General features: G+C 67.0%; 21 protein-coding genes. 15 read left to right on the forward strand and 6 right to left on the reverse strand.

Annotation, left to right across the window (positions count from 1 at the left end; all coding sequences use genetic code 11):
• Nucleotides 1-78 precede the first annotated feature (78 nt).
• Nucleotides 79-507, forward strand: a complete 429-nt coding sequence (locus tag ACT86A_RS12485) for an HIT family protein (RefSeq protein ID WP_445092236.1) — start codon at nucleotides 79-81, stop codon at nucleotides 505-507.
• A gap of 140 nt (nucleotides 508-647) precedes the next feature.
• On the opposite strand, the gene ACT86A_RS12490 is transcribed toward ACT86A_RS12485, so the two are convergent.
• Together ACT86A_RS12490 and ACT86A_RS12495 are read right to left on the reverse strand one after the other, a co-directional pair.
• On the reverse strand, nucleotides 648-2,573 hold the full coding sequence (locus ACT86A_RS12490) for a glycosyltransferase (protein WP_445092237.1): 1,926 nt from the start codon (nucleotides 2,571-2,573) through the stop codon (nucleotides 648-650).
• Nucleotides 2,574-2,707: 134 nt separating this feature from the next.
• Nucleotides 2,708-3,205 (reverse strand): GtrA family protein, encoded by a 498-nt coding sequence (locus ACT86A_RS12495; protein WP_445092238.1) that lies wholly within the window; start codon nucleotides 3,203-3,205, stop codon nucleotides 2,708-2,710.
• Between the two features lie 186 nt (nucleotides 3,206-3,391).
• Here ACT86A_RS12495 and ACT86A_RS12500 point away from each other — a divergent pair, with 186 nt between their 5' ends.
• Together ACT86A_RS12500 and ACT86A_RS12505 are read left to right on the forward strand one after the other, a co-directional pair.
• The gene (locus ACT86A_RS12500) at nucleotides 3,392-4,363 is read left to right on the forward strand and encodes a glycosyltransferase (RefSeq protein ID WP_445092239.1); all 972 of its coding nucleotides are present in this window, start codon (nucleotides 3,392-3,394) and stop codon (nucleotides 4,361-4,363) included.
• Nucleotides 4,360-5,988, forward strand: coding sequence for a DUF2142 domain-containing protein (locus ACT86A_RS12505; RefSeq protein ID WP_445092240.1), 1,629 nt, complete (start codon nucleotides 4,360-4,362; stop codon nucleotides 5,986-5,988). Before ACT86A_RS12500 ends, ACT86A_RS12505 begins: the two co-directional genes overlap by 4 nt.
• A 59-nt stretch (nucleotides 5,989-6,047) precedes the next feature.
• Here ACT86A_RS12505 and rfbB read toward each other — a convergent pair whose 3' ends face one another.
• A complete protein-coding gene (gene rfbB, locus ACT86A_RS12510) occupies nucleotides 6,048-7,064 on the reverse strand; it encodes a dTDP-glucose 4,6-dehydratase (protein ID WP_445092241.1) in 1,017 nt (338 codons plus the stop codon).
• A 305-nt stretch (nucleotides 7,065-7,369) separates the two neighbouring features.
• Between rfbB and ACT86A_RS12515 the strand changes: the two genes are divergently transcribed.
• A complete protein-coding gene (locus ACT86A_RS12515; protein WP_445092242.1) occupies nucleotides 7,370-8,068 on the forward strand; it encodes a DUF8020 domain-containing protein in 699 nt (232 codons plus the stop codon).
• A 289-nt stretch (nucleotides 8,069-8,357) separates the two neighbouring features.
• Here the strand turns inward: ACT86A_RS12515 and ACT86A_RS12520 are convergent, their stop codons facing one another.
• Nucleotides 8,358-8,804 (reverse strand): alpha/beta hydrolase, encoded by a 447-nt coding sequence (locus ACT86A_RS12520; RefSeq protein ID WP_445092243.1) that lies wholly within the window; start codon nucleotides 8,802-8,804, stop codon nucleotides 8,358-8,360.
• A 223-nt stretch (nucleotides 8,805-9,027) separates the two neighbouring features.
• Between ACT86A_RS12520 and rfbA the strand changes: the two genes are divergently transcribed.
• The 3 genes from rfbA to ACT86A_RS12535 all read left to right on the forward strand — a co-directional run bounded on the left by rfbA (nucleotide 9,028) and on the right by ACT86A_RS12535 (nucleotide 11,326).
• A complete protein-coding gene (gene rfbA, locus ACT86A_RS12525; protein WP_445092244.1) occupies nucleotides 9,028-9,900 on the forward strand; it encodes a glucose-1-phosphate thymidylyltransferase RfbA in 873 nt (290 codons plus the stop codon).
• A gap of 2 nt (nucleotides 9,901-9,902) precedes the next feature.
• Nucleotides 9,903-10,451: a dTDP-4-dehydrorhamnose 3,5-epimerase family protein gene (locus tag ACT86A_RS12530; RefSeq protein WP_445092245.1), complete on the forward strand. Its 549-nt coding sequence runs from the start codon at nucleotides 9,903-9,905 to the stop codon at nucleotides 10,449-10,451.
• Nucleotides 10,452-10,900: 449 nt separating this feature from the next.
• Nucleotides 10,901-11,326, forward strand: coding sequence for a MarR family winged helix-turn-helix transcriptional regulator (locus ACT86A_RS12535; RefSeq protein WP_445092246.1), 426 nt, complete (start codon nucleotides 10,901-10,903; stop codon nucleotides 11,324-11,326).
• A gap of 110 nt (nucleotides 11,327-11,436) precedes the next feature.
• On the opposite strand, the gene ACT86A_RS12540 is transcribed toward ACT86A_RS12535, so the two are convergent.
• Nucleotides 11,437-11,997 (reverse strand): DUF4282 domain-containing protein, encoded by a 561-nt coding sequence (locus tag ACT86A_RS12540; protein ID WP_445092247.1) that lies wholly within the window; start codon nucleotides 11,995-11,997, stop codon nucleotides 11,437-11,439.
• Between the two features lie 60 nt (nucleotides 11,998-12,057).
• Between ACT86A_RS12540 and ACT86A_RS12545 the strand changes: the two genes are divergently transcribed.
• From ACT86A_RS12545 to ACT86A_RS12560, 4 genes are all read left to right on the forward strand, one after another.
• Nucleotides 12,058-12,180, forward strand: a complete 123-nt coding sequence (locus ACT86A_RS12545; RefSeq protein ID WP_445092248.1) for a hypothetical protein — start codon at nucleotides 12,058-12,060, stop codon at nucleotides 12,178-12,180.
• A gap of 166 nt (nucleotides 12,181-12,346) precedes the next feature.
• On the forward strand, nucleotides 12,347-12,868 hold the full coding sequence (locus ACT86A_RS12550; protein WP_445092249.1) for a hypothetical protein: 522 nt from the start codon (nucleotides 12,347-12,349) through the stop codon (nucleotides 12,866-12,868).
• Nucleotides 12,869-13,090: 222 nt separating this feature from the next.
• Nucleotides 13,091-15,280: a molybdopterin-dependent oxidoreductase gene (locus ACT86A_RS12555; RefSeq protein WP_445092250.1), complete on the forward strand. Its 2,190-nt coding sequence runs from the start codon at nucleotides 13,091-13,093 to the stop codon at nucleotides 15,278-15,280.
• 208 nt (nucleotides 15,281-15,488) lie between these two features.
• Nucleotides 15,489-16,109 carry a pyridoxamine 5'-phosphate oxidase family protein gene (locus ACT86A_RS12560; RefSeq protein WP_445092251.1) on the forward strand — a complete coding sequence of 207 codons (621 nt, stop codon included), beginning with the start codon at nucleotides 15,489-15,491 and terminating at the stop codon, nucleotides 16,107-16,109.
• Nucleotides 16,110-16,188: 79 nt separating this feature from the next.
• Here ACT86A_RS12560 and ACT86A_RS12565 read toward each other — a convergent pair whose 3' ends face one another.
• Complete coding sequence (locus tag ACT86A_RS12565) at nucleotides 16,189-16,644, reverse strand: GtrA family protein (protein ID WP_445092252.1); 456 nt, start codon at nucleotides 16,642-16,644, stop codon at nucleotides 16,189-16,191.
• 151 nt (nucleotides 16,645-16,795) lie between these two features.
• Between ACT86A_RS12565 and dprE1 the strand changes: the two genes are divergently transcribed.
• The 4 genes from dprE1 (at nucleotide 16,796) to ACT86A_RS12585 (ending at nucleotide 21,529) form a co-directional block, all read left to right on the forward strand.
• Nucleotides 16,796-18,280, forward strand: a complete 1,485-nt coding sequence (gene dprE1, locus ACT86A_RS12570; protein ID WP_445092253.1) for a decaprenylphosphoryl-beta-D-ribose oxidase — start codon at nucleotides 16,796-16,798, stop codon at nucleotides 18,278-18,280.
• Entirely contained in the window at nucleotides 18,277-19,038 is a 762-nt protein-coding gene (gene dprE2, locus ACT86A_RS12575) for a decaprenylphospho-beta-D-erythro-pentofuranosid-2-ulose 2-reductase (RefSeq protein ID WP_445092254.1), read from the forward strand. The genes dprE1 and dprE2 overlap by 4 nt, the downstream gene beginning before the upstream one ends.
• A gap of 130 nt (nucleotides 19,039-19,168) precedes the next feature.
• Nucleotides 19,169-21,187 (forward strand): arabinofuranosyltransferase, encoded by a 2,019-nt coding sequence (locus ACT86A_RS12580; RefSeq protein ID WP_445092255.1) that lies wholly within the window; start codon nucleotides 19,169-19,171, stop codon nucleotides 21,185-21,187.
• Nucleotides 21,188-21,388: 201 nt separating this feature from the next.
• Nucleotides 21,389-21,529, forward strand: coding sequence for a hypothetical protein (locus ACT86A_RS12585; RefSeq protein WP_445092256.1), 141 nt, complete (start codon nucleotides 21,389-21,391; stop codon nucleotides 21,527-21,529).
• Nucleotides 21,530-21,538: the final 9 nt, after the last annotated feature.

Raw genomic sequence — 21,538 nt, forward strand, 5'->3', positions numbered from 1 at the left:
ATCACGGCGTCTGCGCTGCCGCCAGATCCGCTCCCGCGCCCCCAGCTGCTTGTTGACTTGCGCCTAAGGTCGACCCTCATGAGCGATCAATGTTTGTTCTGCGGCATCGTGGCCGGTACGGTTCCGTCCGTTCGGGTAGCGGAGGACGACAGAACCCTCGCCTTCATGGACATCAACCCGGCGTCGGACGGGCATCTTCTGGTCATACCCAAACGGCACAGCAAAGATCTTCTCGACATCCCGGCCGAGGATCTGGCCGCGGTGACGCTGGCCACGCAGCGGATCGCCAAGGCGGCGGCGCAAGTGCTCGGTGTCGATGGCTTGAACCTGTTGAATTGCTGCGGTGCCGATGCGTGGCAGACGGTGTTCCACTTCCATCTGCACCTCGTTCCCCGGTACCTCGACAAGACCAAGGACCGACTGGTACTCCCCTGGCAGCCCGGAGTGCCGGGCGACGTCGACACGATCACGGCCCTAGGAGGCAAGCTCAGCGCGGCTCTGGGTTGAGCCTTCGAACTCCCACAAGGCCATAAACGGGAGGCGCGCTGCGAGCTGGGCTTTGGCAGGCTCTCGGGTTCGTGTTCGGGCCTTGATCTTTTACCCAGACAGTTGGCGACCTGAGTCCGACACTGCCAGCAATTCCTTAGCTAGGTACGCGGAGCGGCGGAACCGTACAAGCGCTCCCAGTTGGCGCGGCTGGTGAGTTCCGGCATGGCGGCGCGGTACTGCGCCTGCACGGCCGGCAGTTCGCCCCGCAGGCGGCGCAGCACGCGCAGGGTGCGGCGGAGCAGCTGACGGGCCCGGGCCTTGTCCCGCCTGCGCACCCGCACGCCGGACTGCGAGGCATCGGTGACAACCACGTGCTCGAACAGCGAGACATGCCACCAGTAGGCATCTTCCCTGGTAACGCCGATGATGCCGGGCTGGGTGCGACCGAGCCACTGGTTGATCGCACGTTTGATCAGCACCAGCAGCACGCGGCTGGGTTCCCCACCGGCACGGCGCAGTTGGATGTCCGCCGAGCGGACCGGAGGTGTCGCCGCCGAGTGCTTGATCGTCTCGGGGTAGTCGCCCCGGCTGGTACGCGCGGCGGCAAGGGCCTCGATACCGCCGTCTTGCAGCACCTTCGGACCTTTCAGGAAGTCCTCGATGCCCTGCAACGTGGTGTGCACCAGGCCGTACTGCATCGCAACCAGATGTTCGGACAGTTCACGGAACAGCTTGCGGGTGATTTCCTTCGCGTCCAGATCCGTGTGCAGCGAGCCGACGATCAGCGAGTTTCGCGTGCTGAAGTAGCGCGCCCAGTCGTCGTAGTCCTTCCAATAGAAGTCCGCGTGCCATACTGCGGCGTTGGGCAGCGTGACCGTGACGAAACCGTGCTCGCGCGCACGGATGCCGTATTCCACGTCGTCCCATTGGAAGAAGATCGGGATCGGCAGCCCGATCTTCGCGACCACCTCGGCCGGAATCAGGCAGGTCCACCAGGCGTTGTAGCCCGCGTCGACGCGGCGCTCCTGGTTCTTCTTCAGCATGCTGGTGTTGCGCAGCGCCTTCGGCACCTTCTGCCCATGCCGCAGCCGGTGCAGGTGCACTTCCTCGGCGCCGACGTTGAGGTAGTCGGGGTTGAGCAGGAACAACATCTGCGCACCGACCAACGTCGGTTCCACGGTCAGATTGGCGAACGCGTTGAGCCGCAGCACCGTCTCCGGCTCGCACAGGATGTCGTCGTCCATCAGGATGACGTCGGCGTGCTCGTTGACGGCGGATACTTCGTAGAGTCCGCGGGTGAAGCCGCCCGCGCCGCCCAGGTTCGGCTGCCGGATGTAGCACAGTTTGTCGCCGAAGGCCGGCGCGACCTCCTGGTAGCGCGGCCGGTTCTCGACCAGATCGGTGCCCTGGTCGACGACGTACACCGCGTCGATCGCGGCGAGCACGGTGGGATCGGACGACAACGCGGCGACGGTCTCGGCGCAGTCCTCGGCCCGGTTGAAGGTGCAGATGGCGATCGCGACCGGTCGCACGCGCTCCGGCGCGGCGGCGGTCCAGGTGAGCTCCGCGATTGCGAGCGCGCCACCGGTGGCGTCGAATTCCAGCCACAGCGCGCCGCCGTCGACGTATTGGTCGAGCGGGGCGCTCAGCGTCACCAGGCCGCTCGCATCGACCCGCGCGGTGTCGATGATCCTGCGGTGCCCCGCGATGTCCGAGGCGACCAACCGGATCTTCGCCTGCTCTGATCGTCCGGCATCACCGGCGACGTCCAGCACCATCGTGGCCCGCACTTCGGTGACCGTGGTCCAGCGCTGCCAGTAGCTGGCGGCGAACCGGCCGAAGTAGGTATTGGTGTGCGCGCTCGCGCCCTTGTCCAGGCGCAGCGTCAAGCGTTCTCGATGCGAGCCACCCTTGACCACCGCGTAGAGGTCGTCGCTCACCTTCTCCGACGGACCGGTGAAGATACCGCGCTGGAGCACGAGCCGGTCCGGCGCCCGATGGTCGGCGCGCAGTGCGGCAGGCGCGTCAGCGGCCGTCGAGCGATCGTTTGATTCGGTAACGGCCTGGGTAGCCGACTGATCCATGAAATCCTCGAAATTCTCATTGTGCCGGACGGGACAGACACGCCCCAGGATGCCTTCACGGCGGGGGTGAGGATATCAACCGCCCCGCGTGCGCGCCCGGCGTGCAGCCACACCGGCGGGTACCCGAAGCATTGCTAAACGTTCGCCGATTCGTTGTCCACGGTGTTGCCAGTATCCTCGCGAGCGCCGGTGAAGACGAATTTGTCGTACGCCCAGTAGCGGAACACCACGGCCACGATCTGCCCGATGACGGTGCCGGAGATGTTGTCCGACAGCGGAGTCGACAGATCGAGCACATACCGCGAGAAACCGAGGCAGCCGAGTTGCAGGCCGATCGCGACGACGTTGAACACCGCGTACAGCAGGTACTCACGCCCCGGGTTGCCGGTTTGCTTGTGCGCGAATGTCCACCACTTGTTGCCGAAATACGTGACCACCGTGGCGACCGCGATAGCGAGGATTTTGGCCGGCAGTGGGTAGTGATAGAGCAGGCCCTCGCCGCCCCAGAACACCAGGAGGTTGTACGTGCCCGCGTCCACCAGGAATCCGATCGCGCCGACCACCAGGAAGGCACCGCCTCGGCGCAGCGCGGTGCGCGCCTTGCCGACGACCGATCCGGACGGCTGCGGCACGGGCTCACCTTCGGCTGCGGTCGACGCACTGGATGGCACGGACCGACGCTACCGCAGCCCGCTGGAGCCGATCGCGCGGGGAAAATCCGGGCCCGCGACGGCTGAGGTCGGCCACGCATCCGCGGTGGGTTCCCTGTACCCTCCCCGTGTTCCCACATTCAGCACCGATCGCGAGGATTGACCCGGGTGGACGCCACCGAGCTCCGTATTGCCGCCGTCGTTCCGTGTCACAACGAGGAGGCTTCGGTCGCCAAGGTCGTCGCCGACCTACAAGCCGCCGTGCCGGGAATAGTCGTTTACGTCTACGACAATCTGAGCACCGACGCCACCGCCGAGCGCGCCCGCGAGGCCGGAGCGATCGTGCGGCACGAGCACACCAAGGGCAAGGGCAATGTGGTGCGCCGCGCCTTCGCCGACATCGAGGCCGACGTCTACTTGATGATCGACGGCGACGACACCTACGAGGCGTCGGCCGCGCCACTGATGATCAAAACTCTGCTGGACGGCCCCTACGACCACGTTCTCGGCGTGCGCAAGCAGGACGAGGGCGCCTCGGCCTACCGCGCGGGACACGAGACCGGCAACCGGGTGCTCAACGGTGTGGTCGGAAAGGTGTTCGGCGAGAACGTCGAGGACATGCTGTCCGGCTTCCGGGTGTTCTCCCGCCGTTTCGTGAAGAGCTTCCCGGCGGTGTCCCGCGAGTTCGAGATCGAGACCGAACTCACCGTGCATTCCCTGCACCTGCGGGTGCCACGGACCGCGGTGCCGGTCGGTTTCCGGGACCGTCCCGCGGGCTCCGAGAGCAAACTTCGTACCTATCACGACGGGTTCAAGATCCTCGCGCTGATCATCGGGCTGGCCCGGCACGAGCGGCCGGTCGCGTTCTACGGCGTGTTCGGCACGCTGAGCTGGCTGGTCTCGATCATCCTGACCATCCCGATCGTGGTCGAGTTCTACAACACCCATGCGGTGCCGCGTTTCCCGACGCTGTTCCTCGGCTTCACCCTGCTGCTGCTGGGCAGCCTGGCCTGGACGGCCGGCCTGATTCTGGATGGCATCCGGCGCTCCCGCCACGAGGCTGCCCGACTGGTCTACCTGCGGTACACGGCTGCGGGCGCGCAGGACCGGCGCCCGAACGACGGCGGAGCCCGGCGTTGACGACATCGCCGGATCGGACCGCAGCGCTGGACAAGGATCCGGCCGCCGCCACGGACACAACACCGGTACCCGCGATCGACTCCGCGTCGCTGCCGGCGACAGATCCGGCAGGTCCGGCTCCGGCGATGCCCGCGACCAGGTCCGTGCGACGTTTCGCGCGCCGGGCCGTAGCCCGGCTCGGCGGGGCGACGATCGCCTTCACCGTACTTGCGGCGATCTTCGGTGCACTGTTCACCGTCCTCACTCCCCCGTTCTGGGGTCATGACGAGATCACCCAGTTCGGCCGCGCTTACCAGGTCGCGCACGGCGGGTTCCTGCCGCAGCAGATCCACGACCCTCGCGGCGTCGCCTACGGCGGCGATGTTCCGGCCGGCATCACCGTGCTGATGGGCTACGCGCTGAAGGACTACACCACCAACCCGGATGAACCGGACCCGATGGTGGAGGACCCCGCCCGCTACGACCAACTGAGCAGTGCCGCGGTCTCCGACGCCACCGAACCGGTCTGGTTCACCAACACCGCCGCCTACTCGCCGGTGCCTTATATCCCGGCCGCGATCGGCATCCGGCTCGGCGAATTGTTCGGGCTCGACGTCGGCGGCCTGCTGCTGCTCACCCGGCTCGCCGGGCTGGCGGCCTACCTCGCGGTGGTCGGATTCGGTCTGTACGCGCTGCGTGCGCACCGGCTGCAGTGGCTGGCGTTCACCGTCGCGGTGCTGCCGATCGCGGTGTTCCAGGCGGGCACCGTCACCGCTGACACGATGACCAATGCGTTGGCGATTCTGGTTTCGGCACTGCTGGTGAAGGCCATGTTCCTCGGCGAGCGATTGGGCCGGGTGGAAATCGGCGCGCTGCTGGCCGCGACGATCCTGCTGCCGGTGAGCAAGCCCACGTACGTGCTGCTCGCGTTGCTCGTCGTGCTGGTGCCGGCCGACCGGTTCGGGTTCACCGGCCCGCGCCGGTGGATCCCGTGGATCTTCGCCGCGACGGGCGCGCTGGCCTTCGCGGTATGGATGAAGATCGCGGCGCCGACCGGCGAGGGCATGGGCCTGATGCGGCCGCAGCATCAGTGGCATTCGGTGCGTCCCGGTGAGCAGCTGCGTGGCATTCTCGGTGACCCGCCAGGGTTCGTGCAGGTGTTCGGCGAGAGCATCGCGCTGCGCGACCAGCGATGGTTCAGCCAGTTCTTCGGCGAGCTCGGCTTCGCCTACGTCGACGTTCCCGCCCTCTCGATACTGGCCTGCCTGCTCGCGCTCGCGGTGAGTCTCGGCGTCGCGGAGCGGCTGAACGCCCCCACCTTCCGTCGCACACTGCTCGTCGCGCTGACCGTGGCGGCGAGCGTGGCGATGATCTACGTGACGCTCTACATGTCGTTCACGCCGGTCGGCTACTACATCATCGATGGCGTACAGGGCCGCTACTTCGTGCCGCTGGCGATCGTCGCGCTCGCGGTTCTGCTGCGCTGGATGCCGTTGCGGCTCACCTATGCAGCGGAGAACACGGCTGTGGAGAACACGGCCGCGGGGAAGACACCGACGGTCGGCCCGGCCATCACCGTGCTCGCGGCGACGACCGTGGCGCTCATCGCGGCGGCGGCGAAGTACTACACCATCGTCTGGGGCTGAACCGCAGCGACATTCGGCCGCCGCGCCACACGGGATCGTTCCCGGCCGCGGCGGCCTTTTCAGTCTTCGGCCGCGCTGAGCGTCCGTTCACCTGCCGCGTGGTAGGCGCGTTCGGTGTCCGCTTTACCCGGCCGCCACCAGGATTCGTTGTCCCGATACCACTGAATGGTCGCCGCCAGCCCAGCGCGGAAGTCCGCGTAGCTCGGCCGCCAGCCGAGTTCGGTGCGCAACAGCGTCGCGTCGATCGCGTAGCGCTGGTCGTGACCGGGCCGGTCGGTGACGTGGTCGTAGTCGTCGGGATCCCGCCCGAACTCCGTCAGGAGCAGTCGCACCACGGACTTGTTGTCCAGTTCCCCGTCGGCGCCGATCAGGTAGGTCTGCCCGATGCGGCCGCGGCGCAGGATGTCCCACACGGCGCGGTTGTGATCGGCTACATGGATCCAGTCGCGCACCTGATCTCCGGCACCGTAGAGGCGGGGGCGGACCCCGTCGATCAGGTTGGTGATCTGGCGTGGGATGAACTTCTCGACGTGCTGGTAGGGCCCGTAGTTGTTGCTGCAGTTGGAGATGGTGGCCCGGACGCCGAACGAGCGGGTCCACGCGCGCACCAGCAGATCGCTCGAAGCCTTGGTGGCCGAGTACGGGCTGGACGGGTTGTACGGCGTGGCCTCGGTGAACGCGGGGGCCTCCGATGTCAGGTCGCCGTAGACCTCGTCGGTCGACACGTGGTGGTAGCGCACGTCGTGGCGGCGCACGGCCTGCAGCAGCGAATAGGTGCCGACGATATTCGTCTGCACGAACGGCCAGGGCTCGGCGAGCGAGTTGTCGTTGTGCGACTCGGCCGCGAAGTGCACCACCGCGTCGACGCCGCTGACCAACTCGTCGACCAGATCGAGATCGGCGATGTCGCCGTGCACGAAATCGATGCGATCGGCCACCGGATCGAGCGAGGCCCGGTTCCCGGCATAGGTCAGGGCGTCGAGGACGGTGACGGTCGTATCGGGATGGTCGGACACGGTCTGCTGAACGAAGTTCGCGCCGATGAATCCGGCTCCGCCGGTGACGAGCAATCGCACCCCATGACTCTACGTGGGGAACGGTCGCGCCGACGATCGGCTCGAATCCGTGCCACCGAACAGCCACCCAGATTTTCAATCTGTGACTTTCATCTCATTTGAGGCTCGATGATGAGAACCATCGGTTTGTTTTTTTCGAGAAATGCCCGGTCAGCGACCGCATTTTCGGGACCTCACCAAGCCGCGAGTCCGCTCGGTGAACAGAATTTGAATAAACGGTCACAACGGGTTCACCACTCGTTAGCTGGTTTAGATTTTGCTCGTCCAGTCCCCTCCGAACGTCTTCACATCGAGGTTCCAAACAAATGCTGATGAGGAAATTCGCCGCGACGTCGGCCATGCTGATCGCCGCCCTCGGCGTCACCGCCGGCACCGTCAATGCGGCTCCGGCCACCGAAGCCGACAGCGGCGTGGTCAACTACACCGCGGGCGCCACCCCGACGTCGACCATCATCACCACCGACGCGGGCTCGCTGGTCAACGAGGATGGCGTGTTCAAGATCAAGGCCGCCAACGGCACCACCGTGGCCGGCACCGAGCTGAAGTTCCGCGTCGACGACTTCGAGTTCCCGATCGCCGCCGACATCTCCGACCACACCGCCATCCTGACCCCGCAGTTCGACATGGAGCACGCAGTCTACAAGCCGGTCGCCCTGCCGTACGAGGACAAGGCGCCGTGGAAGAACGAGTACGACCGTGAGCTGGCCGCGTTCAACCGCATGAAGGACACCATCAGCGTGGGCGCCACCGTCGGCACCCTGGTCGGTGGCCTCACCGGCGCGGCCCTCGGCTGCCTCGCGGGTGGCGCGGCCGGCCTGGTCCTGACCGGCGCGCTGCTCGGCCTGTTCGGCGCTGGCCCGCTGGCCGGTTGCATCGCCGGTGCGGCCGCCGTCGGCTTCCTGGGCACCCTGGGCGGTCAGCTGTTCGTGACCGCTCCGGTCGCGATCCTCGCCGCGATCCAGTACTTCTCGACGATCAACCAGCCGTTCACCGCTCCGAAGTAATCCGCAGTCGAACGGACAACTGAAAACGAGCCGGTAGCCCCGCCACGCTTCCAGCGCGGCGGGGCTACCGCTGTTCGAGCATCAGCAAAATATGAACAAATACTGAACAATATGGAAATACCAAGTTTTTCGACGCTGTGATCTCCATATCGAACCTGCCTATCAACGGCAGATAACTTCGATCTCGATATGCGTGCGCCACCCGATCATTCAAAAAAAGGGGCAAAACGGACGCGAACCCCGTCCCGGCCACTTGCGGAACGGGGCCCGCCTCGGAGAGGCCGGGCGGTCAGGCCGTCCGCGCCTGCTGGTCTTCCTCGATACAGGTCCGCACGAGCCGGGAAACCCGCGCCGGCGCCACCCGACTCTTCGGCGGGTTCGGCGTCGCTCTCAGGAAGGCGTGCGTCTGGCCGCGCCACAGCTCCAGCGTGTTCGGCGCGCCCGCCGCGGTGAGCCGCTGGGGCATCAGCTCGTGGTCGAACCGCAGCACCTCGTCTTCGGCCGCGATCAACCGCACCGGAGCAAGCGCGGACAGCGCCGCGTTCACCGGCGAGAGGGCCGGATCGAGCATTCCGTCGACCTCGGCGCCGAGGCGCGCCACTCCCATGCACGTCGCCCGCCACAAGCGCGATTGGGCGCTCGGTCCGGCCGGATTCAGCACCGCGCTGCGTGCACCGGCTCTGGTCACGGCTTGCGTACCGTGCCGGCGCTCCACCTTGGCGGCGAGGTCTGACATCGCGCACCTACCTCCCACTGGCACGCCGAGTCACGACTGGACCCCAGGTCCGCAGCTGTCGGCGCTGACATCGCAGACGGTGACTTTTCAGAACACCGCACATAATGTGATCTATGCAACAGAATCGCCGGAGTCCATGGGGAAGCGAAACACCCGTAATCGAATCGAGGAATAGTCGGAACCTGATCGAATCCCGGTGCCGTGAAACTGGCAGACTCCACCCATGCGCGGAATCATCTTGGCGGGCGGCACCGGCTCCCGGCTGCACCCGATCACGCGCGGGGTGAGCAAGCAGCTGGTCCCGGTCTACGACAAACCGATGGTCTACTACCCCCTTTCCACGCTGATGCTCGCGGGGATCAGGGACATCCTGGTGATCACCACACCGGAGGACGCCGACGCCTTCGTGCGGCTGCTCGGCGACGGCTCCCGGTTCGGCCTGTGCCTCAGTTACGTGGTGCAGCCGGAGCCGGACGGCCTGGCCAGCGCCTTCGTCCTCGGCGCCGATCACATCGGCACCGAGTGCGCGGCACTGGTGCTCGGCGACAATATCTTTCACGGGCCCGGGCTCGGCAGCAGCCTCAACCGCTTCCACGGGATCGACGGCGGCGCGGTTTTCGCCTACTGGGTGTCGGACCCGACGGCCTACGGCGTGGTGGAGTTCAGCGCCGGCCGCGCGGTGTCCATCGAGGAGAAGCCGAAGGTTCCCCGGTCGAATTACGCGATTCCGGGGCTGTACTTCTACGACAACGACGTCGTCGAGATCGCCCGTTCGCTGCGTCCGTCGGCGCGGGGCGAATACGAGATCACCGATATCAATCGCGCCTACCTGGAACAGGATCGGCTGAGCGTGGACGTGCTGGCCCGCGGCACCGCCTGGCTGGACACCGGCACCTTCGATTCACTGCTGGACGCGGCCAACTACGTGCGCACCATCGAAGAGCGGCAGGGCCTGAAGATCGGCGTGCCCGAGGAGGTGGCCTGGCGGATGGGCTTCATCGACGATGAGCAGTTGCGCGCGCTCGCCGAGCCGCTGGTCCGCTCCGGCTACGGCCGCTACCTGCTCGATTTGCTCGATCGCGGCCGGGACTGGTGAGCATGGAGTTCCGAGAACTCGCGGTGCCCGGCGCGTGGGTGGTCACGCCGCGCCGGCACGGCGACGATCGCGGCATGTTCCTCGAAGGGTTCAAGGCCTCGGAGTTCGAGAAGGCGACCGGACGTTCGTTCGACCTGAGGCAGGTGAATTGCTCGGTGTCGGCGGCCGGGGTGCTGCGCGGCATCCACTACACCGAGGATCCGCCCGGCCAGGCGAAATACGTGACCTGCGTGCGCGGAGCTTTCCTCGACGTGGTCGTCGACCTGCGTCGCGGTTCGCCGACCTACGGTCGCTGGGACAGCGTGCTGCTCGATGACGTCGACCGGCGCTCGGTGTTCCTGTCCGAGGGCCTCGGGCACGCGATCCTCTCCCTGGAGGACGGGTCGACGGTCACCTACCTGTGCTCACTGGAGTACCAGCCCGAATTCGACCACGATCTCGATGCATTCGACCCCACGCTGGGCATCGAGTGGCCGCGGACCGGCCGCGACGGCAGGAAGCTCAGTTTCATCCGTTCCGCGAAAGACACTGTGGCCCCACCCTTCTCCTGAGCCGCATCGAAGGCGTGGCCGAAGGTAGCGAGCGCCAGGGGGCCGCCGCGCATCCCGAAGCGCCGCCACCCGGTGCGGTGACGGCGCTCGGGATACCGCACTCAGCCCGACGAGTTCCCGTTCCTTTCGCCTCGGTCCGGCGCCGAACCGGTCGACCAGCCTGTCCTAGAAAAGGGCCGACAGCACGACCAGCAAACCGTCCGGCCGCAGTGCCATCGCCGGCTTCAGCGGCGACCAGCCCCCGGTGTCCCGCAAGGACAGGTCACGATGAACTGCAGCGGAGCCCGCCACCGCGACGATCGCCAGGCCGGCGCGCCGGCGACTTGCGCACGACGCCCGGGCGCACCAGCGATCGGATCGGTCGCCGGGGGGCCGAGTGCGTTGGCTACATAAATGCAGACGCATTTAATGTGCAGGCATAAAGTGACTCGGGTCACTAAGATGAGGCCATGTCGAAGCCGTTCATAGACACCGCCCGATGCACCGGAGTGCCCCCTGATCTGGTCGCAGAGTGGCGCGAGTTGCTCCACCGGCATGCGGCGGTGAGTTGCGCCCTGGAGAAAGCACTCCAGGGCCGACATCGCATCGGACTCAGCGAATTCGAAACGTTGGACCGGCTGATCGACGCCAACTGCGGCGACTACCGCATGAGCGACTTGGCAGGCGATATCCATCTGAGCCAGAGCGCACTGTCGCGTGCCGTGGCCCGGCTGGAGCGCGACGGCCTGGTGCGGCGCACCATGTGCACCGAAGATCGCCGCGCCGTGTTCGTCTGCCTGACCGACAAAGGCCGCGATGTACACGAACAAGCGCTGCCCACCCACCGGGCCGTGCTGAGCGACACGTGGGCGTTGCCGCGCCCGTCGAAGGACTGACCCGCGACGCTATCGCAGCGACGCGCGCTCATCCCTGATGGCGCCGCACACGTGCCCCGACACGGGCCCTCGCGAAAGCCGCGCGGAAGCGGACGTCTCGTGCCGCACGCCTATCTGCGCGGAGTGCGCTTGCGGAAACGCCAGAACTGCACCGCCCGAACGTCTTCGGAGAGCTGATTGACCGGCTCGGCCACATCGGCCAGCGCTTGGAACAGGTCGTCGGCCAGCACACTGATGTGCTCCACCCTGGTCGCCAGGCGCGAGGCGTTCACCAGGAATTCGAGCATCAGGCGCACGGCTGCCGCGATGGTCAGGCCGAGCGGGACCCCGAGCAGAGCCGCGAGCAGCCCGAACACCGCCGACACCCGCCACATCGAGACGGTCAGCGCGATCGGCACGGCGAAAGCGAATACCAACCCGAGCATGTAGGCCAGCGGCAACAGCGTGCGCGTGGCCGAACGATGGAACTGCACGTCGAGCAGGGCGCGCGCCGCGGCGGCGCTCCACCGCAGGAAGGCTTGCGGGCTGCCGAATGGCTCAGCGAATTCCTCCTCGGGCTCGTCGCGGGAGAACCGCTTGGTCGCGGCCTCTTTCCACGCGATCCACCGCGACTCGCCCTCGAAGCTCCCCGCCTGCACGGGCTCGCCGGTGACGTTCGATTGATCACTCATGCTGCCGTCCCCTATCGGCCTGTGTGCCCCGCGGTGGTTACCGTTTCCAGGCTGACGCTCATGCCGAGCATCCTCCCCGCTCGCGGCGGCACGATCCAGCCGGAAACCCGCGCGGCCGACACGTTTTCCCTGAGCAACATCAGTCACTCCTTCCCCAGCGGTCTCACAGGTCCGGCCCAGTGAGCGTTCAGGTCGGCGACCGAAAGTAGCTGTGTGGCAACATCTGCGAGCCATAGCGGAATGCTGGGTGGCATCCGACCGGAATCCGCGGAAATGAGACCTAGGCGACACTCCGGAAATTGTTTCGAAGTTCGCGTAACGCTTCCGGCGGCCGCTGGCGATACGCCCCATGAAAGCAGGACCCACGATCTACCGGGGAATGGAGAAGACAGTGCGCACCACGTTTCCGACTTCCGTCTCGGCGGCCGAGATGACCGCCGCTGCGCAGGACTACAGCCAGCGCGGATGGACGGTCGCCGAAACGGCCAACGGTCTGAGCCTGATCACCGACGACGACTTGTCCGGCATCGAGGTTACCGGCGAACTGGCCGGCGAGGTCCGCCGCTTCCTGCGCGCGAACAACCTGTCCGGCCCGGTGATCGAGATCCCCGGCGCACAGCGTCGCGAGATTCACCTGGTCACCGGCATCCGCAAGGCCGCCATGGCGTTGCAGGCGCTGCGTGCGGCCGGCGCCACCGTATACAGCGACGGCGCGGGCATCCCGCTGCCGCCCACCCAGCTCTCGGCGGGCTCGGCGCACTGGGGTGTCGCGCCCGCCGAGGCCCGCTGGGTGCCGCCGGTCGTCGCGGTCGCCGCCGCAGTGCGGGCTGCTGGCACGTCGCGCCGCGCGAAGCTGACCATCGCCTGCTGAGCAGCGCCCGCCTGTTGGCCACCGCCTGCTGAAGAACCCGTCCGAAGATCGAGTTCACCTGCTGATCGCGGGTCGGCACCGCGCTGACCGGCCTAGTCGCGACCGGTATCCGTCCCGGCGCTCCGGATCGTCATCCCGCAGCGCCGACGGGTACCGGTCGTTCGGCGTTGCGGATATCGGGCGTTCTCTTCTCAGTTCCACCGGTAGACGCCAAGATGGGGTATGGCCCCGATCACGCAACCGCGCACCCTGCTGCGAACCTGCCCGCTCTGCGAAGCGGTCTGCGGACTCGAACTCACCCTGGACGCCGACGACCACGTGACCTCGGTCCGCGGCGACCGCAATGATCCCTTCAGCAAGGGTTTCCTCTGCCCGAAGGGTGCCAGCTTCGGGCAGCTCGACGAGGACCCCGACCGGGTCACGGAACCGCTGATCCGCGACCGCGCCACCGGCGCCTGGCGCACCGCGTCCTGGGACGACGCCTTCGATTACATCGCCGAGCGGTTTCCCGCGATCGTGGCCGAGCACGGAAACCACTCCGCCGCAGCCTACGTGGGCAATCCCAACGCCCACACCGTCGCGGGCACGCTGTACGCGCCGATTCTGCTGCGCGCGTTGAGCACCAGGAACATCTACTCCGCGAGCACCGCCGACCAGATGCCCAAGCAGGTGGCCAGCGGACTGATGTTCGGCGACCCGCTGACCGTGCCGGTACCCGACCTCGACCGCACCGAATATCTGCTGATGCTCGGTGCGAACCCGCTGGAATCCAATGGCTCGCTGTGCACCGCCCCGGACTTTCCCGGCAGACTGAAGGCGTTGCGGCGCAGGGGCGGCCGCTTCGTGGTGGTCGATCCCCGGGTGACGCGCACCGCGAAACTGGCCGACGAGCATCTGTTCATCCGTCCGGGCAGCGATGCGTACCTGCTGTTCGGCATCGTGCACACGCTGTTCGCCGAGCAGCTGACCGACGTCCGCGTGGAGGTCACCGGACTGGACGAATTGCGCACAGCCGCAGCGGCATTCGACCCGGAATCGGTGGCAGTCCGCACCGGCGTGCCCGCGTCCACGATCGTGCGCCTCGCCCGTGAGCTCGCGGCGGCGGCGGCCGCGGCGGTCTACGCCAGGATCGGAACCTGCACCGCCGAGTTCGGCACGGTCACACAGTGGCTCGTCGACACGATCAACACGCTGACCGGCAACCTCGACGCACCCGGCGGCGCGATGTTCGCCACGGCCGCAGCGGGTGGCATCCCGCGCACCAGGCCGTTTCGCACCGGGCGCTGGGCGAGCCGGGTTCGCGAGCTGCCCGAGGCCATGGGGGAATTGCCCGTCGCGACGCTGGCCGACGAGATCACCACACCGGGCGAGGGCCAGATCCGCGCGTTGGTGACGGTCGCCGGGAATCCCGTGTTGTCCGCGCCGAGCGGCGCCCGCTTGGACGCGGCGTTCGCTCAGCTGGACTTCATGGTGAGCGTGGACCGGTACGTGAACGAAACCACCAGGCACGCCGATGTGATCCTGCCGCCGCCACGAGCAACGCAATCGCCGCACTACGATTTCGCCTTGCTGCAGTTCGCGGTGCGCAACTATGCCAGGTACTCCCGTCCGCTGGTGCCCCTGGGTGCCCGGCCGTCGGAGCCCGCTGTCCTGGCCCGCCTCGCCGCAGCGCTGACCGGTCGGCCGCACAACGGCGCCGACCCACTCACCGCTGTAGACGAACTTGTCATCGCGGGTCTGCTGCACAAGGCCGGGTTCGCGGACCGGCGCGGCGAGCTGATCGGCGAGAACAGCACCGAGCAGCGCATCGACCTGATGCTGCGCCTGGGCCCGTACGGCGAATGGAACGGCGGCACGCTCAATCTGCGCGTGCTGCTGGACAACCCGCACGGCATCGACCTCGGCCCCTTGCAGCCGCGTTTGCCCGGTGCGCTCCGCACCGCGACCGCGAAGGTGGACCTGGCTCCGCGGCCGCTGCTCGACGACGTGGCGCGAATGCGGGCACGACTGTCCGACGCCGCACCGGAGATCGTGCTGATTGGACGGCGGCAGCTGCGGTCCAACAACAGCTGGATGCACAACATCGCACCGCTGGTGAGCGGATCGAATCGCTGCACACTGCAGATCAATCCGGCTGACGTGGCGCGGCTGGGACTCGGCGACCTAGCGGTGGTGAAATCGGCCGCCGGGACACTGACGGTTCCGCTGGAGCCGACCGCGGCCATCATGCCCGGTGTGGTGAGCCTGCCGCACGGATGGGGCCACGCCGACAGCGGGCAGAGTGTCGCCCGCGCGCACGCCGGAGTCAACGCGAATGTGCTCACCGATGATTCGGTGGTCGACGTGCCTTCCGGAAACGCTGTGTTCAACGGTGTTCCGGTCACAGTGGGCCCGGCCCGAGTTACCAAATAGCAATCCCGACCGGCCGGAAATAGTTCCGGCCGGTCGGCTTTTCGCCGATCTACGGAAATCCCTGCGCCGCACCGGGATCACAGGCCCGATCGACGCGGATTGCGACGTTTGTCACGCGATTTCATCTAAACTTGGCGCGATCTCGGTACGACCGCGGTTCAACGTCGAGCCTGGTGAACCCCGGATTCCGGCAACTGGAGGGGCGGCAATGCCCAGCGCACATAATGGCAGCGACGGAGAACGTGAGCTGCAGGAACGGTACGGAACACAGGATCGCGCCCAGCGCTTCTACGACGATCAAGTGCTCGATCGACTCAATCCAACGATGATCGAATTCATCGGCCGGATGGATATGGCGTTCATCGCCACAGCGGATAAACACGGCGAATGCGACTCGAGTTTTCGGGCCGGGCTGCCCGGTTTCCTGCACGTCATCGATGAGCACCGGATCGCCTATCCGGAATATCGCGGCAACGGCGTAATGGCCAGTCTGGGCAATATCCTGGAGAACCCGCACGTCGGGATTCTGCTCATCGATTTCGTGCGGGACCTCATCGGACTGCACATCAACGGCTCGGCGCACCTGGTTCCCGACCACGCCCTCCGCAGCGTCGTGACCGACCTACCCGTCGACCACAAGGGCCGCGTCGCCGAACACTGGGTGGTAGTCGATGTGGAAGAGGCGTACATCCATTGCCGCAAGCACATCCCGCATCTGGTGCCGGCCCCGCGCGAACAGCGCGAGTGGGGCACCGACAACGTGCGCGCCAAGGGCGGCGACTACTTCGGCGCGAAGGCGCAGCAGAACGCGCTGGTCAGCGGTTCCTGAGAGTCGGTATGCGCCCGAGCGCCCAGCATCGACCGCTCCTCCGTCGATCGCAGGCGCAAGCGAATAGGCACGCCAGCGCTCAGCGGATCTTGAAGATCACCAAACGCTGGACGACGAAGTTGATCACCGTCGCCGTGCCCTGGGCGACGACGAAGGCCAGCGGCTGGCGCCACCACTCGCTGGGAAGCGTGAAGTACAGCAGGTTGTTGATGCCGACCTGCACCGCGAACGTGAGGGCGTAGAGCGCGATGACCGCGAGGAAGCGGATACGGCTGGGCGGGGCCTGGAAGGTCCAGCGGCGGTTGATCAGGTAGGCCGTTGTGGTGCCTGCCACAAAGCTGATCGACTTGGCGATGCTCACCGGCAGGCCCACCAGGTTCAGCAGCAGGCTGTAGAGCCCGTAGTCGACGACGGCCGAGAACCCGCCGGTGAGGGTGAACCGGATGATCTGCGTCTTGAGGTCGACCTCGGTGCCGCCGGGCTCGTCGACCAGGGGCAACTCGGTCGGCAGCGGCAGGTGGGGTTCGGCTTGCACGCCGACGAGCGTAGCGTCGAACGGAGAACAACCAGGATTCGGTTCTGACCGACCTGCGCGTCACTACCCAGCGCACGTCACTACTCAGCGCGCGTCACTACCCAGCGGTAGAGCGACCCCGACCGGATCTGCCGTCATACCTGTAGCCTCTATGCCGATGTCCACGAAAGCTCCGACCGCCACCACGACAACCGGGAACGACAGCGGCGCCGGCGTCACAAACGGCTCCGCCGCGGGGAATGCGTTCACACTTCCGACGCGGACCCGCACGTTGACCGGGTGGGGTCGCACCGCACCCACATCTTCCGAAGTGCTCTCGACCAGCGATCCCGAGTTGATCGCCAAGGCAGTCGCCATGGTCGCCGAGGACAACGACGGCAAGCCCGCCCACCTGCGGCGCGGCGTGATCGCCCGCGGCCTGGGCCGCTCCTACGGCGACCACGCGCAGAACGCGGGTGGCCTGGTCGTCGACATGACCGCCCTGAACAGCATCCACCGGATCGACCGCGACACGCGGATCGTGGACGTGGACGGCGGCGTCAGCCTGGATCAGCTCATGAAGGCCGCGCTGCCGTTCGGGCTCTGGGTCCCGGTGCTGCCGGGCACCCGGCAGGTGACCATCGGTGGCGCGATCGCCTCCGATATCCACGGCAAGAACCATCACAGCGAGGGCAGCTTCGGCAATCATGTGCGCTCGATCGATCTGCTCACCGCCGACGGGCAGGTGCAGCACATCACACCGAAGCGCAACGCCAAACTGTTCTGGGCGACCGTCGGCGGCAACGGGCTGACCGGCATCATCCTGCGCGCGACCATCGAGATGGTGCCCACCGAGACGGCGTACTTCCTCAACGACGGTGTGAAGACCACGACGCTCGACGAGACCATCGCCGCGCACAGCGACGGCAGCGAGGCGAACTACACCTACTCGAGCGCGTGGTTCGACGTGATGAACCCACAGCCGAAGCTGGGTCGCGCCTGCATCACGCGTGGCCGGCTGGCCACGGTGGACGAGCTGCCGAAGAAGAAGCAGAAAAATCCGCTGAAGTTCGATGCTCCGCAATTGCTGACAGTGCCGAATATCTTCCCGAGCTTCACCGCGAACCGGCTCACCCTGGGTGCGGTCGGCGAGGCGTACTACGCCATGGGCGGCACCTACACCGGCAAGATCCAGAACCTGACGCAGTTCTATCACCCGCTCGACATGATCGCGGAGTGGAACCGCGCGTACGGTCCGGCCGGTTTCCTGCAGTACCAGTTCGTGGTGCCGACCGAAGCGGTCGACGAATTCAAGCAGATCATCATCGATATCCAGGCGTCCGGGCACATCTCGGCGCTGAATGTGTTCAAGCTGTTCGGTCCGGGTAACCCGGCTCCGTTGAGCTTCCCGATGCCAGGCTGGAACATCTGCTGCGACTTCCCGATCCGGCCCGGCCTCAACGAGCTCGTCTCCGATCTCGACCGCCGCGTCATGGAGTTCGGCGGGCGGCTGTACACGGCGAAGGATTCGCGGACCACCGCCGAGACGTTCCACCAGATGTATCCCCGGATCGACGAGTGGATCAAGGTCCGCCGAAGCGTCGATCCCACCGGTGTTTTCATGTCCGATATGGCGAGAAGGCTGGAGCTGCAGTGATCAATGCCGTTGGCAACCCGCAGTCGATTCTGCTGCTGGGTGGCACCTCGGAGATCGGCTTGGCGATCTGCGCGGAGTACCTGAAGAAGGGCCCCGCGCGCATCGTCCTGGCGGCGCTTCCGGGTGACCCACTGCGCGAGGACGCGGTCGCTCAGATGAAGGCCGCGGGCGCGAGCCAGGTCGACGTCATCGACTTCGACGCGCTCGACACCGATAGCCACCCGAAGGTGGTCGACGCCGCGTGGGACGCCGGCGACGTGGACGTCGCCATCGTCGCCTTCGCCCTCGACGGTGACCCCGAAGAACTGTGGCAGAACCAGCGCAAGGCCGTCCGGGTCGCGCAGGTCAACTACACCGCGGCGGTCTCGGTCGGCGTGCTGGTCGGCGAGAAGATGAAGGCGCAGGGCTTCGGGCGGATCATCGCCATGTCCTCGGTCGCCGGTGAACGGGTGCGGCGCTCGAACTTCGTCTACGGGTCGACCAAGGCCGGCCTGGACGGTTTCTACCTCGGTCTCGGCGAGGCGCTGCGCCCGCACGGACCGCGGGTGCTGGTGATCCGGCCCGGCATGGTGCGGACCAGGTTCTCCGCGCACGTCAAGGAGGCGCCGCTCACCGTCGACAAGGAAGACATTGCCGTCCTCGCGGTCGCGGCCTCGCAGCGGGGTACGGAACTGGTCTGGGCGCCGGGCGCCTTCCGCTACGTGATGATGGTGCTGCGGCACGTCCCGCGCGCGATCTTCCGCAGACTGCCGATCTGACCGGACGATCGGATCCGGGTGCCCGCGTGATCGTCGATCGCGTGGGCACCTATCGTCTGACGGAGTCGACCCCCAGTGAATCCGGAGGCGCCATGCGAGTAATCGAGCGCGACGAGCACAGAGCGGTCCGTTGAGCACCGTCACCGCGACGGGCGCGGCGGCGGCGCGTTCCGCCGATCCCACCCCGCCTCCAGGGCGGACGACGCTGCTCGTGCGACAGACCGCCTCCGGTCTCGGGGAGGCCGCGCTCGCGACGGTCGTCGCCGTCGCGGTAGCCGCCGTCGGGCTGATGGCGTTCTCGATGGTGCAGTGGCCCGCGTTCAACTCCTCGAATGTGACCCGGGCGCTGACCACGGTCGGGCAGGTCGTCGCCGCGGGGCTGCTCGCGGCGGCGATCGCGCTGCTGCGACTGCACAAGTGGCCGTGGGTCGCGAAACTGCTTTCCTGGGTGGGGATTTCGACGTTTGTCACGGTCACCCTAGGGATGCCGCTCGCGGCGACCAAGCTGTATCTGTTCGGCGTCTCGGTGGATCAGGAGTTCCGCACCGAGTTCCTCACCCGGCTCACCGACTCCGCCGCGCTGCACGATATGACGTACGCGCAGCTGCCGCCGATGTACCCGGCCGGCTGGTTCTGGATCGGCGGGCGGGTCGCGAATCTGCTCGGGCTGGACGGCTGGGAGGTGTTCAAGCCGTACGCGATCGGCTTCCTCGCGGTGGCCGCGGTGGTCGCGCTGGTGCTGTGGTCGAAGCTGATCCGTGCGGACTGGGCGGTGGGCGTCGCGGCGGCGAGCACCGCGGTCACGGTGGCGTATGCCGCGCCGGAGGCCTACAGCGCCGTCATCGTGCTGCTGCTTCCACCCGCGCTCGTGCTCGCTTGGGGTGCGCTGCACCGACCGCCCGAGGACCTTCGGTCGGGCACGGCGGAACAGGAGCCACGCACCGCCGGGGGCTGGGGCGCGGTTATCGGCGTCGGGTTGTTCCTCGGCTTGGCGGCCACCTTCTACACGCTCTACTTCCTTGTAGCCGCATTCGCGATCGGCCTGATGGGCCTGTCGGCGGCCGCGCTCGCGGTGCGTGACCAGCGCGCCGCCAGTACGGTGGTCACCGGTCGGTCCTGGCGCGCGGCGCTGCCGCCGCTGGTGCGGCTGGTGGTGCTCGGGGCAATCGCCGCAGCGGTCGCGCTCGTCGTGTGGGCGCCGTACCTGGCGAAGGCGCTGCGTGGGCGGACCGCGAGCTCTGGCACCGCCCTGCATTACCTGCCGGAAGCTGGTTCCGAGCTGCCGCTGCCGATGTTCGACTTCTCGCTGCTCGGTGCACTGTGCCTGATCGGCACGGTGTGGCTGGTACTGCGCGGCGGGTCGTCGCGGCGGGCACAGGCATTGGGCATCGGAGTGGTCGCGATCTACCTGTGGACGCTGCTGTCCATGGCGGCGACCGTGGCGGGCACGACGCTGCTGTCGTTCCGGCTGGAGCCGGTCTTGCTGGTGCTGCTCGCGGTCGCGGGAGCATTCGGGTTCGTGGAGGGCGCGCGAGCGATCTACCAGGCATTGAACGAACCCGCTCGGTTCCGGCTCGTGGTGATCGCGGTCGCGACGATCGGTGCGCTGGCGTTCACCCAGAACATCCCGCACATCCTGGCGCCGGAGATCACCACCGCCTACACCGATACCGACGGTGACGGAAAGCGGGCCGACGAACGGGCGCCCTCGGCGGTGTCGTTCTACCGTCAGGTCGACGCGGCGCTGACCGCACAGACCGGACGCCCACGCTCGGACACCGTCGTGCTCACGGCCGACACCAGTTTCCTGTCCTTCTACCCATACTTCGGCTTCCAGGCACTCACCTCGCACTACGCCAATCCGCTCGCCGATTTCGCGGGCCGCGCGGCGACCATCGAGCGCTGGAGCAAGCTGAAGACGCCGCGGGAGCTGCACGACGCCCTAGCCGCGAGCCCATGGCGCGCGCCGGACGCCTTCCTGTTCCGGCGCAGCGGCGACACGTACACGCTGCGGCTGGCGAAAGACGTCTACCCGAACGACCCGAACGTCGCTCGCTACCCGGTGAGCTTCCCCAAAGAGCTGTTCGCCGACCCGCGCTTCACCACCACCGATATCGGCCCGTTCACCCTGGTCACCGTCCACCGCTGAGCGGTACCTCCCGGACGATGCGAAGAGGTTGAGCCCGCCCGAACAGAGGTGCTCGCCCGGCGGCAAGCATCGCGAGGTATCGACTACACCGGCCTGATTCAGCAGGTGCAACCTCGGCGCTCCGGGCTCGCTGTCGCCGACCACCGAATGTGGGCCAGAGCTATTTCTTCGGTGTAGCTCCTGAGCAAGATGGATGCACCTGTGACTGATGAGAAGGTCGGCGAGGCGGCTGGGGAAGCCGCCACGCCGCGGCTCGGATTCGCCCTCATCCGGGTCGGGGACGTCTGGTTGCCGGACACGTTCACACGTTGCGGTAGTCCGGGTACCCCGGGCGGTGGCTAGCATCAACGA

Source organism: Nocardia glycosmidis, from assembly GCF_052545115.1.

Excerpts from the sequence above, each read along its gene's own strand:
- ACT86A_RS12540 (WP_445092247.1), bottom strand. The coding sequence starts at position 11,997 with ATGAGTGATCAATCGAACGTCACCGGCGAGCCCGTGCAGGCGGGGAGC.
- ACT86A_RS12490 (WP_445092237.1), bottom strand. The coding sequence starts at position 2,573 with ATGGATCAGTCGGCTACCCAGGCCGTTACCGAATCAAACGATCGCTCG.
- ACT86A_RS12560 (WP_445092251.1), top strand. The coding sequence starts at position 15,489 with ATGCCCAGCGCACATAATGGCAGCGACGGAGAACGTGAGCTGCAGGAA.
- ACT86A_RS12550 (WP_445092249.1), top strand. The coding sequence starts at position 12,347 with ATGAAAGCAGGACCCACGATCTACCGGGGAATGGAGAAGACAGTGCGC.
- ACT86A_RS12520 (WP_445092243.1), bottom strand. The coding sequence starts at position 8,804 with ATGTCAGACCTCGCCGCCAAGGTGGAGCGCCGGCACGGTACGCAAGCC.
- ACT86A_RS12555 (WP_445092250.1), top strand. The coding sequence starts at position 13,091 with ATGGCCCCGATCACGCAACCGCGCACCCTGCTGCGAACCTGCCCGCTC.
- dprE1 (WP_445092253.1), top strand. The coding sequence starts at position 16,796 with ATGCCGATGTCCACGAAAGCTCCGACCGCCACCACGACAACCGGGAAC.
- rfbA (WP_445092244.1), top strand. The coding sequence starts at position 9,028 with ATGCGCGGAATCATCTTGGCGGGCGGCACCGGCTCCCGGCTGCACCCG.
- ACT86A_RS12530 (WP_445092245.1), top strand. The coding sequence starts at position 9,903 with ATGGAGTTCCGAGAACTCGCGGTGCCCGGCGCGTGGGTGGTCACGCCG.
- ACT86A_RS12535 (WP_445092246.1), top strand. The coding sequence starts at position 10,901 with ATGTCGAAGCCGTTCATAGACACCGCCCGATGCACCGGAGTGCCCCCT.
- ACT86A_RS12485 (WP_445092236.1), top strand. The coding sequence starts at position 79 with ATGAGCGATCAATGTTTGTTCTGCGGCATCGTGGCCGGTACGGTTCCG.
- ACT86A_RS12515 (WP_445092242.1), top strand. The coding sequence starts at position 7,370 with ATGCTGATGAGGAAATTCGCCGCGACGTCGGCCATGCTGATCGCCGCC.
- ACT86A_RS12545 (WP_445092248.1), top strand. The coding sequence starts at position 12,058 with ATGCCGAGCATCCTCCCCGCTCGCGGCGGCACGATCCAGCCGGAAACC.